This window comes from Phaeovulum vinaykumarii, from assembly GCF_900156695.1.
Lineage (GTDB): Bacteria > Pseudomonadota > Alphaproteobacteria > Rhodobacterales > Rhodobacteraceae > Bieblia_A > Bieblia_A vinaykumarii.
The window spans coordinates 560,825-577,241 of the sequence record NZ_FTOM01000001.1; the positions used below are offsets into that span (position 1 = coordinate 560,825).

General features: G+C 69.9%; 14 protein-coding genes. 7 read left to right on the top strand and 7 right to left on the bottom strand.

What is annotated here, in order from left to right:
• Position 1 precedes the first annotated feature (1 nt).
• Positions 2-364, top strand: coding sequence for a Grx4 family monothiol glutaredoxin (grxD, locus tag BW949_RS02645; RefSeq protein ID WP_076363341.1), 363 nt, complete (start codon positions 2-4; stop codon positions 362-364).
• A gap of 81 nt (positions 365-445) precedes the next feature.
• Here grxD and BW949_RS02650 read toward each other — a convergent pair whose 3' ends face one another.
• Entirely contained in the window at positions 446-2,254 is a 1,809-nt protein-coding gene (locus BW949_RS02650) for an aldehyde dehydrogenase family protein (protein ID WP_076363342.1), read from the bottom strand.
• A gap of 58 nt (positions 2,255-2,312) precedes the next feature.
• Complete coding sequence (gene deoC, locus BW949_RS02655; RefSeq protein ID WP_076363343.1) at positions 2,313-3,263, bottom strand: deoxyribose-phosphate aldolase; 951 nt, start codon at positions 3,261-3,263, stop codon at positions 2,313-2,315.
• Between the two features lie 272 nt (positions 3,264-3,535).
• Between deoC and BW949_RS02660 the strand changes: the two genes are divergently transcribed.
• A complete protein-coding gene (locus BW949_RS02660; RefSeq protein WP_076363344.1) occupies positions 3,536-3,919 on the top strand; it encodes a hypothetical protein in 384 nt (127 codons plus the stop codon).
• An 86-nt stretch (positions 3,920-4,005) separates the two neighbouring features.
• On the opposite strand, the gene BW949_RS16685 is transcribed toward BW949_RS02660, so the two are convergent.
• Both BW949_RS16685 and BW949_RS16690 read right to left on the bottom strand, forming a co-directional pair.
• Complete coding sequence (locus tag BW949_RS16685; protein WP_235816182.1) at positions 4,006-4,653, bottom strand: DUF1523 family protein; 648 nt, start codon at positions 4,651-4,653, stop codon at positions 4,006-4,008.
• A 14-nt stretch (positions 4,654-4,667) separates the two neighbouring features.
• On the bottom strand, positions 4,668-4,949 hold the full coding sequence (locus BW949_RS16690; protein WP_076363345.1) for a hypothetical protein: 282 nt from the start codon (positions 4,947-4,949) through the stop codon (positions 4,668-4,670).
• 238 nt (positions 4,950-5,187) lie between these two features.
• Between BW949_RS16690 and BW949_RS02675 the strand changes: the two genes are divergently transcribed.
• Entirely contained in the window at positions 5,188-6,522 is a 1,335-nt protein-coding gene (locus BW949_RS02675; protein WP_083947542.1) for an acetylornithine deacetylase/succinyl-diaminopimelate desuccinylase family protein, read from the top strand.
• A 55-nt stretch (positions 6,523-6,577) separates the two neighbouring features.
• On the opposite strand, the gene panC is transcribed toward BW949_RS02675, so the two are convergent.
• The 3 genes from panC to BW949_RS02690 form a co-directional block, all read right to left on the bottom strand.
• Positions 6,578-7,411, bottom strand: coding sequence for a pantoate--beta-alanine ligase (gene panC, locus BW949_RS02680; RefSeq protein WP_076363346.1), 834 nt, complete (start codon positions 7,409-7,411; stop codon positions 6,578-6,580).
• A complete protein-coding gene (gene panB, locus BW949_RS02685) occupies positions 7,408-8,244 on the bottom strand; it encodes a 3-methyl-2-oxobutanoate hydroxymethyltransferase (protein WP_076363347.1) in 837 nt (278 codons plus the stop codon). The genes panC and panB overlap by 4 nt, the downstream gene beginning before the upstream one ends.
• 581 nt (positions 8,245-8,825) lie before the next feature.
• A complete protein-coding gene (locus BW949_RS02690; protein WP_076363348.1) occupies positions 8,826-9,743 on the bottom strand; it encodes a LysR family transcriptional regulator in 918 nt (305 codons plus the stop codon).
• Positions 9,744-9,898: 155 nt separating this feature from the next.
• On the opposite strand from BW949_RS02690, the gene BW949_RS02695 reads away from it, so the two are divergent.
• The 4 genes from BW949_RS02695 (at position 9,899) to leuB (ending at position 16,334) form a co-directional block, all read left to right on the top strand.
• Positions 9,899-13,291 (top strand): indolepyruvate ferredoxin oxidoreductase family protein, encoded by a 3,393-nt coding sequence (locus tag BW949_RS02695; RefSeq protein WP_076363349.1) that lies wholly within the window; start codon positions 9,899-9,901, stop codon positions 13,289-13,291.
• Between the two features lie 59 nt (positions 13,292-13,350).
• Positions 13,351-14,247, top strand: coding sequence for a lysophospholipid acyltransferase family protein (locus tag BW949_RS02700; RefSeq protein WP_076363350.1), 897 nt, complete (start codon positions 13,351-13,353; stop codon positions 14,245-14,247).
• A gap of 11 nt (positions 14,248-14,258) precedes the next feature.
• The gene (locus BW949_RS02705; protein WP_076363351.1) at positions 14,259-15,071 is read left to right on the top strand and encodes a glutamate racemase; all 813 of its coding nucleotides are present in this window, start codon (positions 14,259-14,261) and stop codon (positions 15,069-15,071) included.
• 153 nt (positions 15,072-15,224) lie between these two features.
• Positions 15,225-16,334 carry a 3-isopropylmalate dehydrogenase gene (gene leuB, locus BW949_RS02710; protein WP_076363352.1) on the top strand — a complete coding sequence of 370 codons (1,110 nt, stop codon included), beginning with the start codon at positions 15,225-15,227 and terminating at the stop codon, positions 16,332-16,334.
• Positions 16,335-16,417 lie beyond the last annotated feature (83 nt).

Below are 16,417 nucleotides of genomic sequence, written 5' to 3' on the forward strand. Positions count from 1 at the left end.
CATGACCGATATCGCCGACACGATCCGCGAGACGATCACGCAGAACGCCGTCGTGCTCTACATGAAAGGCAACCGCGAGATGCCGCGCTGTGGCTTCTCCAGCCGCGTGGCCGGCATCCTGAACTACATGGGCGTGCCCTATGTCGACATCGACGTGCTGGCCGACGAGGACCTGCGCCAGGGCATCAAGGATTTCGCCGACTGGCCGACGATCCCGCAGCTCTACGTCAAGGGCGAATTCGTCGGCGGCTGCGATATCGTGACCGAGATGACGATGTCGGGCGAGCTGGACGCGCTGTTCGAGGCCGAGGGCATCGAATTCGACAAGGCCGCCGCCGACAAGATCCGGGCCGCCAACGCCTGATCGCCCGGCCGGACCCTTTTCACGCGGCGCCGCGGCTCGGGCTGCGGCGCCGTTTTCATGGGGTCAGCCCAGATGGAGGGGTCAGCCCAGATGGATCAGGCGCCGGCGCCGAGCATGAGCGGCCAGCGCCGCCAGGGCCTCGGGCGTTGCGCGCCAGTCCGCCGCCCCGATCCGCAGGACCGGCAGCGGGCCCGGCGTGGCTGCCAGCGCCCCGGCCCAGAGCGCGGCCGTCCCCTCGGGCGCAGCACAGACCCAAAGCGCATCCAGCCCGTCCTGCGCGCCCAGTCCCGGCGCCTGTTCCGCCGGCAGATGGGTCAGCGCGCCGGGGCCAAGCCGCGCCGTGACCGCCACCGCAAAGCCCTCGGGCAAGGGCCCCGCCGCCACGACGCGGTTGCCCGCCGCCAGCGCCGTCAGCACCAGCGCCGCGCCATCGGTCCCGTTCCGGGGCAGCGCCAGCCCCAGCACCCCGACCGGCGCCGGCAGGTCCAGACAGAACGCCCCGCTGCCTGCATCGACGCGCCCCTCGGACGCCCCCACCGTCACACCGGGGGCGAATTGCGCGCCCAGCGCCGCAAGCGCCCGGCCCAGCGCCCGCCCCTGGGGCAGACGCGCGGCACGAGCGCGCGCGATCGCCGCAGCCAGCGCCGGATCGCCCATGCGCGGGGCGGCGGCCTCGGGCAGGGCGGGCATCGGTGCCAGCGGCCCCGTTGCCACCAGGCCGCCCATGGCCTCGCCCGGCTGGGGCAGCACGCGGTTCACCCGCACCACCGGCGCCGCAAGCCCGCGCACCAGCGTCTCGATATCGGCCCAGGCGGTGGCAAAGACGGCAGCCGCATGCGGCCAGGGCGTGGCATTGGCCAGTGTCAGCGCCTCGGGCAGGGTGCGAAAGCTCTCGACCGTGACCAGGGGCCCGCTCAGCGCGCGTTCAAGCCCCGGCACCCCGAGCGAGGCCCCGAGGATCAGCGCCGCCCCGCCCGGCCCCTCGGCGATCCCAAGGCCGCTTTCGCCGCGCAGCGCCTCGAGCAGGGGCGCGGGCGTCCCCGGTCCCAGGTCCACATTCAGATCGCGCGGATTGCCCGCCCGCAGCCGCGCAAGCCGCGCGCGCAACCGCCGCTCGAGCGTCGAAAGCAGCGCCTCGGCGACCAGCACCCGCAGCCCATCCCCCGCGGCACCGGACCAGGCGGCCTCGGCCACGGCATCGGCTGCGGCATCGGGATCGGCATCGGGCGCGACGATCATGACCGGCGTGCCGCGCCCGGCCAGCCAGACCGGGCAGGCCCCGCGGGTGTCGCGCAGCGCCGCGCGCGGATCGGCCCCCAGAAGCCACATCGCGGTCAGATTCTCCGGTGCGGTGGCCTCGGGTGCGGAGGTGCCGGATGTCGGAGTGTCGGATGAGGGGGCCAGCGCAAGCCCGGCCAGCCCCGCCATCTGCGCCTGCGCCACCAGAACCGACGCCGTGGCGCCGCCATCCGCGATCATCACCCCACGATGGGCAAGCAGCGCGCGCGCCACGGCCTCGGCCAGATCGGCGAACCCGGCCCCGCCCGCCACGATCAGCCCCACACCCTGGGCCGGGGCAACCCCGGCGGCGAAGCCCCCGTCGGCGCAGGCCCCCGCGGCCTCGGCCAGGGCGGCGGCCGCGCGCGGCAGATCATGGGCCAGAACCGCCCCCGCGGGCCGCCCTGCCGCCAGCGCCAACGCCGCAGCACAGGTCTCGGCCTCGGCGCGCAGCCGCGCGGCCAGTGCGGCCAACTGCGCCCCGCGGCCCGTGCAATCGGTCTGCCCCAGCACCGCGGGCGCGACCCCGGCCGGCGGCGCCCTGTCGAGAAGCGCGCGCGCGGGGGCCTCGGGCAGAAGCGCGGGCAGGTAATCGGGGGGCGGCAGGGACATGGGCTTTCCTCTTGTCATTCCGGGCCGGTCTTCTGAACCGGTCTTCTGGGTCAGACGGTCACGCGGGCATGAGCGGCGTGCCCGCCCGCCCCGTCACGATCTGGGCCAGCCGCGTCTCGATCGCGCCCAGCAGCGACGAGGCCCCGATGCGAAACAGCCCCGGACGCAGCCAGTCGGGGCCGGCTTCCTCGCGCATCAGGATCTGCCAGGCAATCGCGTCGGCAGCGCTGCGCAGCCCGCCGGCGGGCTTGAACCCCACCCGCGCCCCCGTGCGCGCGCCATGTTCGACCAGCGCCCGCACCATGACCAGCGACACCGGCAGCGTGGCGTTCACGCCTTCCTTGCCGGTCGAGGTCTTGATGAAATCCGCCCCCGCCTGCATCGCCACCACCGAGGCCGCATGCACATTGGCCAGGCTGACCAGATCGCCGGTGGCCAGGATCACCTTCAGATGCGCCGGGCCCGCAGCCGCGCGCATGGCGGCGATCTCGTCGTGAAGCGCCGCCCATTCACCGCGCAGCACATGGGCGCGGGTGATGACCACGTCGATCTCGCAGGCCCCCTCGCCCACCGCGGCGCGGATCTCGGCCAGCCGCAGATCGAGCGGCATCAGCCCCGCCGGAAAGCCCGTGGCGACCGAGGCCACGGGAATGCCCGTCCCCGCAAGCGCGCGCACTGCCGGGGCGACCATCGTCGGATAGACGCAGACGGCGCCGGTGTGCAGATCCGCGACGCCCAGCGCCTCGGTCAGCGCCGGGGGCAGCGGGTGACGCGCCCGCGCGCAGAGCCTGCGCACGCGTTCGGGGGTGTCGTCGCCCGCCAGCGTCGTCAGGTCCATGCAGGCGATGGCGTTGAGCAGGAAGGCCACCTCGGCCGGCCCGTCAACACGGCGGCGCTGCGCCAATGCCGCCACCCGCCGCGCAACGGCGCGCGCATCGGGCTGGCGCCCCTCGAACACGCGCGGATCAAGCGGCTGGGGCAGGTTGGGCAAGCTGGGTTCGGCGGGCATCTGGGATCTTGGGACGGGTCATGGGACAAGGTCGCGCCGAGGCTAGCGGCTTGCCCCGCGCGCATCAACGACAACCTCCCCTCACCACGCGCCTTCGCAGCGGGCGGCCCCGACCCGACCGCGCGGCATTTCCGCCCGACCCGGCCGCCCCAACCCGTCCGGAAGACAGGCTTTGCCCGCCCCCGCGAAAGCGCCACTCATGTCCGGGACAGCTGCGTCCGCCGGCGTCGTGCCCGGCACAAGGCGCGCGTTTCCCTGCGCCTAAGGTCGCCATGTCGAGCCCCCTTGCCCCGCCGCCCCTGCCCGCCGAGACCGATCCGAGCAGCGACCCGATGGTGGCCTTTGCGCTCGAGAGGCTTCTGGCCGAGACCGGAACCGGGGCCCCGCTGCTGCCGCAGATGGTGGCGCGCTGGCCCGAGGCCGCCGCGATCGAGGCGATGCTGACACCCGAGGCGCCGGGCACGGGCGCGGCGGCCTGCGGCTATCGGCTGGCCGCATTGCTGGCCGCGGACCTGCATGCGATGCAGGCGCTGCACCTGTCCCGCACGCCGCGCCGCCGATCTGGCCGCCTGGTGGCAGATCGAACATGGGCTGGGCAGCAGCGGCGCCGCGGCGGCCACGCCGGCGCTGAGCCCCGGCGCCTGAACCGCCCCTGAACCCGCCTATGACACGCAGAAAAAGGGGGGCGCGGCCGGAACCGCGCCCCCTTGCAATGTGCAGTCCTGTCCGCGTCGGGCGGGGATCAGCGGCCGATCAGCCGCGAGAAGAAGCCCCGCGCGCGACGGGCGGCTTCCTCGCCGCTTTCGCTGACATCCTCGAGCGCGTCGTTCACATCGTCGATCATCGGGGCGATGGTGCGCAGGCGGAACTGCATCCACATCCGCCGCGCCAGAAGCACGCAAAGCGCAAGGAAGGTCAGGAAGATGATGTTGAACCACGGCACCACGGTGACGTCGGGGCTGTCCACGGCACGCAAGGACACGGCGTTGGGATAGACCGACAGGAACGGGATGCGCCAGCCGTAATAGGTGATGACGACCCATTGCGGCGCGTCCCGCGTCGAGGCCAGGTTGGCGGCCTCGGCCTGGAGGTTCGAGCTGTCGAGCTTGAAATAGGGCGGCCAGATCCAGCCGGTGTCCTCGTTGCGATAGACCTTCACCTTCTCGTCGGGAAAGACGCCGCGGATGAAGTAGATGTCGCGCTGTTCGGGGCCGGTTTCGGTACGGTCCGAACTGGCATAGAACATGGCGTTCGAGCTGGAGATGGTGGTCAGGCGGTTATAGGTTTCCTGCACCCGGACCACGTCGTGGCTGGGCAGCGTATAGCTCAGGAGCCCCCCGAACACGACGACGACGATCCCGACCAGGGTCCATTTGATGGCGGTCCACACGGGAGAATGTCCTCCTATTGATGGTTCATGACCCAGACGGTGACCACCGCGAAGGCCAGAGGAACGGCATAGATAAGCCACAACAGCCGATACGCCAGGCTCTTGCGGAAGGCGCGCATCCCGCGCGCGATGAATTCGGCCCGGCCCTCGGGGTTCTCGCCCGGGCGATAGGCCACGTCCCAGTCCTGTTCCAGTTTCTGCCGGCGCAGCGACCGGACATAGGCGCTGACCGCCAGATAGACGAGCGTGGAGACAAGGAGCGCAAGCGCCGCGCCACGCAACAACCCGAAAAGCATTTCTGGCCTCCTTTCCGAGGCAGCCGGGGTGACAGGGTGCCGGGACATGCACGCCCGACGGCTCGGGTCTCATGTTGAACGAATTAGAGAGCCGTGCCCAGCTTTGCCAGTGCCGCGCGCCGTCGCAGGGGCGAAATCCTGTCGCATGCCGGCCCCATCCCTGCTTTCGCCCCCCGCTTTCATACCGCCCGCACGGGCGCGCTTGCGCCGCCCCGATCCCGCGCCTAACCTTTCGGCCATGCCCGACAGCGCCCCGCCCCCTTCCCCGCCTATCGCGCCCGGCCCGGACCGCACCGGCGCCCTTGACGCGCGCATCGCCCGCCTTGTCGGCGACCGGCGCGGCGATCTGATCGCGCTGACGCAGGCGCTGATCGCCATTCCCACGCTGAACCCGCCCGGCCGCGACTATCTGCGCATCTGCGAATATCTGGGCGGCGTCCTCGAGGCGCAGGGCTTCACCGTCGAGCTGATGCGCGCCCACGGCAGCCCCGGCGATTGCGCCGCCTATCCGCGCTGGAACATGCTGGCGCGCAGGGCCGGTGCGCGCCCCGGACCTTGCGTGCATTTCAACAGCCACCATGACGTGGTCGAGGTCGGCCAGGGCTGGACCCGCGACCCCTTCGGCGGCGCGCTCGAGGACGGGCGCATCTATGGCCGCGGCGCCTGTGACATGAAGGGGGGGCTGGCGGCCTCGGTCATCGCGGCGCTGGCCTTCATCGACGCCTGCCCCGATTTCGCCGGCGCGATCGAGATCTCGGCCACCGCGGACGAGGAATCGGGCGGCTATGGCGGGGTGGCCTTCATGGCCGAACGCGGCCTCTTTGCGCCCGAGCGCGTGCAGCATGTGCTGATCCCAGAACCGCTGGGCAAGGATTGCATCTGCCTGGGCCATCGCGGCGTCTGGTGGGCCGAGATCGAGACGCGCGGGCGCATCGCGCACGGCTCGATGCCGTTCCTGGGCGACAGCGCCATCCGCCACATGGGCGCGCTGATGGCCGAGATCGAGGCGCGGCTCCTGCCCGAACTGGCCGGCCGGCGCACCGCCATGCCGGTCATCCCCGATGGCGCGCGGGCCTCGACGCTGAACATCAACTCGATCCACGGCGGCGAGGCCGAACCCGAGCCCGGATCGACCGCGCTGCCCGCGCCCTGCGTGGCCGACAGCTGCCGCATGGTGATCGACCGGCGCTTCCTGATCGAGGAAGACCTCGGGGCGGTCAAGGCCGAGATGGTGGCGCTGCTGGAGCGTCTGGCGCGCGACCGCCCCGGCTTCCGCTACGAGATCCGCGACCTGTTCGAGGTCCAGCCCAGCATGACCGACGAAGCCGCGCCGGTGGTGCGCACGACCGAAGCCGCCATCGCCCGCGTGCTGGGGCGGCAGGCGCGCCATGTGGTCTCGCCCGGCACATACGACCAGAAGCACATCGACCGGATCGGCAAGCTGGGCAATTGCATCGCCTATGGGCCGGGGCGGCTGGAGCTGGCGCATCAGCCCGACGAATGGGTGGGCGTCGAAGACATGGAAGACAGCGCCCGCGTCATGGCGCTGGTGCTGGCCGATCTGCTGGGCTGAGGCGACACGGGAAGGCACCGCCTCAACGCCGCCGCGCCCCAAAGCCCGCCGCGTCTCAGAGCCGGATGTTGTCGATCAGGCGCACGCCCCCGATCCATGCCGCCGCCAGAAGCCGCGCGGGCCGGTCTGCCTGCTCGAGGGGCGCAAGCCCGTCCTCGGCGCGCAGTTCCAGATATTCGACCTCCGCATAGCCCCCCGCCAGGATCGCGGCGCGCGCGGCGGCCAGCGTCGGGGCGACCGGCGCGCCCGCCACCAGCGCCTCGGAGGCGTCCTGAAGCGCGCGATAGAGCGCCGGGGCCGCAGCCCGCGCCGCCGTATCAAGGCGGGCATTGCGCGAGGACAGCGCCAGCCCGTCGGCCTCGCGCACGGTGGGACAGCCGATGATCTCGACATCGAGATCGAGATCGGCCACCAGCCGCCGGACCACCTGCAATTGCTGGAAATCCTTTTCGCCGAAATAGGCGCGCTCGGCCCCGGTCATGCCGAAAAGCTTGCTGACCACCGTCGCCACGCCGTCGAAATGGCCCGGCCGATGCGCCCCGCACAGCCCCTCGGAGACGCCCGAGACCGAGACATTGGTGGCAAAGCCCGCCGGATAGACCTGATCGGGGTCGGGCACGAAGATCGCGTCCACCTCGAAGGGCGCCAGAAGGGCGGCGTCACGGGTCTCGGTGCGCGGGTAATTGGCCAGATCCTCGGGGCTGTTGAACTGGCGCGGGTTGACGAAGATGGTCACGATCACGCGGTCGCATGCGGCGCGCGCGGCATCGACCAGGCTCAGGTGCCCGGCATGGAGCGCCCCCATCGTGGGCACGACGCCCACGCTCTGGCCCGCGCGTTTCCAGGCCCGCACCTTCTGGCGCAGCGGCCCCACCTGACGAACGATCATCGCGCACCCCCGGTTTCGGCAAAAACATGTTCGGCCGCCGGAAAGCGGCGCGCGCGCACATCGGCGGCATAGGCGGCCACGGCCTCCTCCGCAGCGGCGCCCAGTTCGGCATAGCGGCGCACGAAGCGCGGCCGGAAATCGGTGAACATGCCCAGCATGTCGTCGATCACCAGCACCTGCCCGTCGCAGGCCGCCGAGGCCCCGATCCCGATGGTGGGAATGGCCAGTTCCGCCGTCAGCGCCGCGGCCAGCGGCTCGGACACCTTTTCCAGAACCACCGCAAAGGCGCCCGCCTCGGCCACGGCGCGGGCATCCGCGCGCACCCGGTCGGCATCGGCGCCGCGCCCCTGCACCCGGTATCCGCCCAGCGTGTTGACCGCCTGCGGCGTCAGCCCGACATGGGCCATGACCGGGATGCCGCGCGCCACCAGGAAGGCGATCGTCGGCGCCATGGCCACGCCCCCCTCCAGCTTGACCGCGCCGGCGCCGGTCTCGCGCATGATCCGCGCGGCCGCGGCAAAGGCCTGTTCGGGCCCGGCCTCATAGCTGCCGAAGGGCATGTCGACGACCATCAGCGCGCGGTCCAGACCGCGGTTCACCGCCGCCCCGTGCATCACCATCATCTCGACCGACACGCCCAGCGTGGAGGGCAGGCCGTGCAGCACCATCCCCACCGAATCCCCCACCAGCACCAGATCGCAGTGACGATCGGCGATCCGGGCCACGGGCGTGGTATAGGCGGTCAGACAGACGATGGGATCGCCCCCCTTGCGGGCGGCAAGATCGGACGGCATCAGCCGACGCGCAGGCGCAGGCGCAGGCGTGGCGCTCATGGCGGTAATCCCCCCTCCTTGGCTCCTCGGAGGCGCTTTCTATCGCCTGCGGGCCGGGGGGGAAAGCCTTTCGGCCGCACTGCGGCACCAACGCCGCGGCCCGGACGCCTTCCGCTGCGCACCTGCCAGTGGACGATGGGAAAAGACGGCAAGGCCCGAAGACAGCAAGGCCCGGTGCCCCCGGCGCGCGGGCCGCGGAAGGCCCGTCCGCACCGAACCGATCTTTGGGCCGATCTTTGGCCCGATCTGCGCCCCGATCCACCGCCGCAAGCGCCGCCACCGCGTGCGGCACGGGACCCGATCCCGGCACCGTTGTTCCCCGTCAGCCCCCGGAAAGGGGCCCGAAAGGTTCAACCCGGACACGTGCGGACAAACCGCAACAATCTGATGCGGACAAAAAAAAGGCCGAGACAAAGCTCGGCCGTAGTCCAACAGGGAGGTAGAAGATGCCGCGAGATCGCTCGCGCAACACCCTCACCGCCCGAGATATGTGCACAACGCGCATGGCTCAAGGGAAAAATGCTGCATATGCAACATGGCCGACATGCGTTGCGGTAATGCCGCAGATCAACCCTGGATTGTCAGACCATATCCCCGCCGGCCGGCGCCCCGGCCTGAAGCCGGCGATAGGCCATGATCTCTTCCTGGACGAAATCGCGGAAGGCGGTCACGCGGCGCGACTGGCGCAATTCCTCGGGATAGGCCAGGAACACCGGCACCTCGCCCGATTCGACCGAGGGCAGGACGCGCACCAGATCGGGGAAATCGGCGGTCAGGTAATCGGGCAGGATGCCCACGCCGATATCGTTCAAAACGCCCTGGAGCACGCCGAAGTAATTGTTCACGGTCAGCGTGGAATGGATTTCCTGGGCCAGGATGCGCTGGGCCAGCTCGGCGCCCGCGGTGACCTGCGGCGTGACCGGGTTCTGGCAGATCAGCCGATGGCCCGCCATGTCCTCGACGCGCTGGGGGCTGCCCGCGCGTGCCAGATAGCGCGGGGAGGCATAGAGGCACATGCGGATGTTCAGCAGCCGCTTGCGGATCAGATCGGCCTGGCTGGGCTCCTTCATGCGGATGGCGACATCGGCCTCGCGCATGGGCAGGTCAAGGACGCGCTCCTCGAGCATGAGGTCGATCTTGAGCTCGGGATAGCGTTCATAGAGCTTGACCAGCCGCGGCGCCAGCCACAAGGTGCCAAAGCCGGTGGTGGTGGTCACCTTGAGTTCGCCGAAGACCTCCTCCTCGCTGTCGCGGATGCGCGCAGCGGCGGTGTCGAGCTTCTTGGCCATGGTCGAGGTGGCCTCGAACAGCAATTCGCCCTGTTCGGTCAGGATCAGCCCGCGGGCATGGCGGTGGAACAGCGTGGTGCCCAGGCTGTCTTCCAGCGCCCGGATCTGTCGGCTGACGGCCGATTGCGACAGGTGCAGGACATCGCCCGCATGGGTCAGGCTGCCGGCGTCGGCAACGGCGTGAAAGATTCTCAGCTTGTCCCAGTCCATCGCGCCGCTTTCGTTCGATACTGCAAGGTTGCTATGCCACATTTTCATAGCCCTTGCGCAGTAAACAAGTAGGTTACAACAAAAAATCTTCTTTATTGGTCAGCATTTTTGACCTAAACTTGTCCGTATGCTCTTTCAGCAAGAGGAGGTGCCAGATGAGCAGACAGGAGGTTTCGTTGTCGGATCGGTTCGATCTGACGAAAAGCCCGGTGCTGTTGAACGGCACGCAGGCGCTGGTCCGGCTGATGCTGGCGCAGGCGGCGCGTGACCGGGCGGCGGGCTGGAACACGGCCGGTTACGTCTGCGGCTATCGCGGCAGCCCGCTGGGGGCGGTGGATCTGCAAATGATGCGGGCCGAGCGCGAATTGAGCGCGGCGCAGATCCGTTTCCAGCCCGGCCTGAACGAGGATCTGGCGGCAACCGCGCTCTGGGGCACGCAACAGGCCGAATTGCGCGGCGAGGGGCGCTTCGACGGGGTCTTCGGCCTGTGGTACGGCAAGGGGCCGGGGGTGGACCGCTCGGGCGACGTGATGCGCCACGCCAACATGGCCGGAACGTCACCGCGCGGCGGCGTGCTGATGGCGATGGGCGACGACCACACCGGCGAATCCTCGACCGTGCTGCATCAATCCGACTGGGCGATGGTGGATGCCTATATCCCCGTGCTGTCCCCCGCCGGCGTGCAGGAGATCCTGGATTACGGACATTACGGCTATGCGCTGAGCCGCTTTGCCGGGGTCTGGGTCGGCCTCAAGACCATGAAGGACACGGTCGAGGCCACCGCCGTCGTCGATGGCGACCCGATGCGGATGCGCTTTGTCACCCCCGATTTCCCGATGCCGCCCGGCGGGCTGAACATCCGGCTGGGCGACACGCCGGTCGCGCAGGAAGCGCGGATGATCGACCACAAGCGTTTCGCCGCCGAGGCCTTTGCCCGCGCCAACCGCATCGACCGACGCGTGCACGGCAAGCCCGGTGCGCGCATCGGCTTCGTGGCGGCCGGAAAGAACTGGCTCGACCTGGTGCATGCCTTCGCGCTGCTGGGGCTCGATGACGCGCGGCTCGAGGCGCTGGGCATCACCACCTGGAAGATCGGCCAGACCTTCCCGATGGATGTCGCGTCCTTCACCGAATGGGCCGAGGGGCTGGAACTGATCGTCGTGGTCGAGGAAAAGCGCAAGCTGATCGAGGTGCAGGTCAAGGAGGCCATCTTCGACAACCGCCGCGGCCGGCGCGTCCATGGCTGGAAACATTCCGGCACCGGCGCGGAATTGTTCCCCACGCGCATGGCGCTCGACCCGGTGATGATCGCCGAGAAGATCGGACAGGTGCTGATCGAGGAGGGCCGCGGCTCCGAGGAGCTGGAAGCCCGCCTGGCCCGGCTGACCGAGGCCCGGCGCGCCGACAACGCCCCCGAGATCGCCGCGCGCGTGCCGTGGTTCTGCTCGGGCTGCCCGCACAACACCTCGACCCGCGTCCCCGAAGGCAGCCGCGCCTATGCCGGGATCGGCTGTCACTACATGGTGCAGTGGATGGACCGCGACACGCAGGGCTTCACCCAGATGGGCGGCGAGGGCGCGAACTGGGTCGGCGAGGCCCCCTTCTCGACCCGGCCGCATGTCTTCCAGAACCTGGGCGACGGCACCTATAACCATTCCGGTGTGCAGGCGATCCGCTTCGCGCTCGCGGCAGGGACCAACATCACCTACAAGATCCTCTATAACGACGCCGTGGCCATGACCGGCGGGCAACCCAACGACGGCGGGCTGTCGGCGCCGCAGATCGCGGCCGAACTGCTGGCGATGGGCGTCAAGCCCGTGGTCCTGGTCCATGACCCCAAGGAAGGCGTCGATCTGGCCACCTTCCCGCGCGGCATCGAGACCGCGACGCGCGACCGGCTGATGCAGGTGCAGGAACGCCTGGCGCGCGAAAGGGGCGTGTCGGCCATCCTCTACGTGCAGACCTGCGCCGCCGAGAAACGCCGCCGGCGCAAGCGCGGCGCCTTCCCCGACCCCGACCGCCGCGTCTTCATCAACACCGACATCTGCGAGGGCTGCGGCGATTGCGGGGTGCAGTCGAATTGCGTCTCGCTGGTGCCGGTCGAAACCGAATTCGGCACCAAGCGGGCGGTCGATCAATCCAGCTGCAACAAGGACTTCTCGTGCCTTCAGGGGTTCTGCCCGTCCTTCGTGACGCTGGAGGGCGCGCGCGTGAAGAAGGCCGCCCCCGCCGCGATCACGCTGCCGGCGATGCCCGAACCGGACCTGCCCGCCCTGACGGAGGGCACGCATAACATCGTCATCACCGGCGTCGGCGGCACCGGCGTCGTGACCGTGGGCGCGGTGCTGGCGCAGGCCGCCCATATCGACGGCAAGGGTGCGGGCATGATGGAGATGGCGGGCCTGGCGCAGAAGGGGGGCGCGGTCCATATCCACCTGCGGCTGGCCGCGCGCCCCGAGGGGATATCCGCGATCCGCGTCGCCGTGGGCGAGGCCGATTGCGTCATCGGCGGCGATCTGGTGGTGACGGCGGGCGCCAAGACGCTGGGGCTGATGGCCACGGGGCGCACCGGCGCCGTGGTCAATTCCCACGAGATCGTCACCGGCGAATTCACCCGCAACCGTGACTTCCGCCTGCCTGCCGAACAGCTGCGGCTGGCGCTTCAGGCGCGGCTGGGTGACCGGCTCGCGCTGTTCGATGCCTCGGAGCTGGCGCGGCGGGTGCTGGGCGATTCGATCTTCTCGAACATGGTGGTGCTGGGCGCGGCCTGGCAAAAGGGGCTGGTGCCGCTGAGCTGGGCCGCGATCCACCGCGCGATCACGCTCAACGGGGCGGCGGTCAAGGCCAATCTGGCCGCCTTCGAGCTGGGCCGCTATGCCGCCCACGACCCCGCCGGCGCGGCGGGGCTGATCGCCCCCGCGGTCGCGCCCGCCACCCCCGACCCGATCGCGGCGCGCGCCGCGCATCTGGCCGAATACCAGGACGAAGCCCTTGCGCAGCGGTTCCGCGAGATGGTCGCCCGCGCGCCCGAGGAACTGCGCGTCGCGGTGGCGAAGGGCTATCACAAGGTGCTGGCGATCAAGGACGAATACGAGGTCGCCCGGCTGCATCTGCAAACCGCCGCCAAGGCCGCAGAGGAATTCGAGGGCGATTTCGAGATCACCTTCCACCTGGCCCCGCCCTTCCTGGCCGGCACGGGCCCCGATGGCCGCCCGCGCAAGCGCGCCTTCGGCCCCTGGGTGATGCCGATCCTCGAACGTCTGGCGCGGATGAAGCATCTGCGCGGCGGGCCGCGGGACATCTTCGCGCTGAACCCCGACCGCCGCGCCGAACGCGCCCTGATCGCGCGCTACGAGGCCGACATGGCCGCGGTGCTGCCCAAGGTCACGCCCGAAAACCTCGAGCTGGTGCGCGAATTGTGCGAGCTGCCGCTGACCATCCGCGGCTTCGGTCCGGTCAAGGACAAGGCCATGGAAACGGCCGCGCTGCGCCGGGCAGAGTTGCTTTCCGCCCTCACTGCGCCACCCAGACCGATGGCCGCCGAATGAAGAGTTGACGCGCGGCCCGCGCAAGGTCAGGGAATTCGGAACGTTCACCGGAGTTGGCCATGATCCCGCAGGTCGCGCGCGACGTCACCTATGCCTTTTCCGCCCGCACACCGGCCGGGCGCAATGTCATCCGCCTGATGGAGAACGCCACCGGCCGGCTGGGGCTGATCCGGCGCGCGCAGGGTTACGACGCCGAGGTCGCCGCGGGGGCGGATTTCTGGAAGGTGATCGCCACGCGCTATGGCATCGCGCCCCAGGTGATCGGCGGATCGCTGTCGAACATCCCCGCCACCGGCCCGGTGGTGGTGATCGCCAACCATCCCTTCGGCGTGCTGGACGGGCTGATGATGGGCCATATCCTGTCCCAGCGCCGCGGCCCTGATGGGTTTCGCATCCTGGCCCATCAGGTGTTCTCGCGCGCGCCCGATCTGGCCCGCGTGATCCTGCCGGTCAGCTTCGACACCACCCCCGCCGCCCGGGAGATCAACCTGACCACCCGCGCCGCCGCGACCGCGCATCTGAAGGCAGGCGGAGCGGTCGGCATCTTTCCCGGCGGCACCGTCTCGACCGCGGCGCGGCCCTTCGGGGCACCGATGGACCCGGTCTGGCGCGGCTTTTCGGCACGGATGATCGCGCGTTCGGGGGCGGCGGTGGTGCCGATCTGGTTCGAAGGCGCCAATTCGCGCCTGTTCCAGGTCGCCTCGCATGTCCATCCGACGCTGCGCATGGGCCTTCTGCTGCGCGAATTCCGCGCGCGCATCAACCGCCCCGTGCGCCTTGTCGTGGGCGCGCCGATCGCGCCCGAGGTGCTGTCCGAATACGCCCGCGACACGCGCAAGATGATGGATTTCCTGCGCAACGCGACGTATGAATTGTCTCCAAGACCCCTGAGAACCCATGCCTACGGATTTGAATTCGAGACACGCTACAGGGGCCGCGAACAACAACGGGCATAAAGGGCACGAACATGGCAGTGGGCGTCTTCGACAGCGGTCTTGGCGGGTTGACGGTCTATGAGGCGCTGGCCGAGCGCCTGCCCGACGTGCCCTTCGTCTATCTGGGTGACAACGCCCATGCCCCCTATGGCGTGCGCGATGCCGACGACATCTACCGGCTGACCTGCGCCGGGGTCGAACGGCTGTGGGCCGAGGGCTGCGATCTGGTGATCCTGGCGTGCAACACGGCCTCGGCCGCCGCGCTCAAGCGCATGCAGGAACGCTGGATCCCCAAGGACAAGCGCGTGCTGGGCGTCTTCGTGCCGCTGATCGAGGCGCTGACCGAACGGCAATGGGGCGACAATTCCCCCCCGCGCGAGGTGGCGGTGAAACATGTCGCGCTGTTTGCCACGCCCGCCACCGTCTCCAGCCGCGCCTTCCAGCGTGAACTGGCCTTCCGCGCCATCGGCGTCGATGTCGAGGCCCAGCCCTGCGGCGGGGTCGTCGATGCCATCGAGCAGGGCGACGAGATCCTGGCCGAAGCGCTGGTGAAAAGCCACGTCGAGGCGCTCAAGCGGCGCATGCCCCACCCCGAGGCCGCGATCCTGGGCTGCACCCATTATCCCCTGATGGAAGCCGCCTTCCAGGAGGCGCTGGGCCCGCAGGTCAAGGTCTTCTCGCAGCCGCGGCTGGTGGCGGCGAGCCTGGCCGATTACCTCGACCGCCGCCCCGAGATGCGCGGCCCCGGCCAGGTGTCGCGCTTCCTGACCACGGGCGACCCGTCCTCGGTCTCGGCCAAGGCCACGCAATTCCTGCGCCACGGCATCCGCTTCGAGGCCGCCTGAGGGCCCCCGCCCCGCCGCCCCCGTCCCCTTGTGGACAGGGCTTCGGGGTTCTGCGCCGGCAGGCGCTCGGGGCCCTTGGGGCCTTGCGCGCGCTTGACCCGCGCCGGGCGAAGGTCTAGGCCGCTTGCGTCCCATTCTGGCGCGGAGGAAACCATGTCGAACCCCACCCTTCTGATCCTGCCCGGCGACGGCATCGGCCCCGAGGTCATGGCCGAGGTGCAGCGCGTCATCGACTGGTTCGGTGCCCGGCGCGGGCTGAAGTTCGACGTGAGCGAGGATCTGGTGGGCGGCGCGGCCTATGACGTGCATGGCGTGCCGCTGGCCGATGCCACGATGGCCAGGGCGCAAGAGGTGGACGCGGTGCTGCTGGGCGCCGTGGGCGGGCCGAAATACGACGTGCTCGACTTTTCGGTGAAGCCCGAGCGCGGGCTTTTGCGCCTGCGCAAGGAGATGGATCTCTATGCCAACCTGCGCCCGGCGCAATGCTTCGACGCGCTGGCCGATTTCTCGTCGCTGAAGAAGGACGTGGTGGCCGGGCTCGATATCATGATCGTGCGCGAGCTGACCTCGGGCGTCTATTTCGGCCAGCCGCGCGGGATCACCACGCAGGCGGACGGCAGCCGCGTGGGGATCAACACGCAGCATTACACCACCGAGGAAATCCGCCGCGTCGCGCGCTCGGCCTTCGAGCTGGCGAAACGCCGGAACAACAAGGTCTGCTCGATGGAGAAGGCCAATGTGATGGAATCGGGCATCCTGTGGCGCGAGGAAGTGCAATGGGTGCATGACAACGAATACCCCGAAGTCGAGCTGAGCCACATGTATGCCGACAACGGCGCCATGCAGCTGGTGCGCTGGCCCAAGCAGTTCGACGTGATCGTGACCGACAACCTGTTCGGCGACATCCTGTCGGATTGCGCGGCGATGCTGACCGGCAGCCTCGGGATGCTGCCCTCGGCCAGCCTGGGCGCGCCAATGGAGAACGGCCGTCCGAAGGCGATGTATGAGCCCGTGCATGGCTCGGCGCCCGATATCGCGGGCCAGGGCAAGGCCAACCCGATCGCCTGCATCCTGAGCTTTGCCATGGCGCTGCGCTACAGCTTCGATCAGGGCGACGAGGCGATGCGGCTGGAAAAGGCGATCGAGAAGGTGCTGGCCGATGGCGTGCGCACCGCCGATCTGATGGGCCCCGAAGGCGGCACGCCGGTCTCGACCTCGGGCATGGGCGACGCGATCCTGGCAGCGCTGGACGCCAGCCTCTGAGCGCGCCCGGGCCTCGGGCAGGAACGACGCGAGGGGCGCGCACCGGAACGGGCGCGCCCCTTTGCGTTGCGCGGGACGGCCAT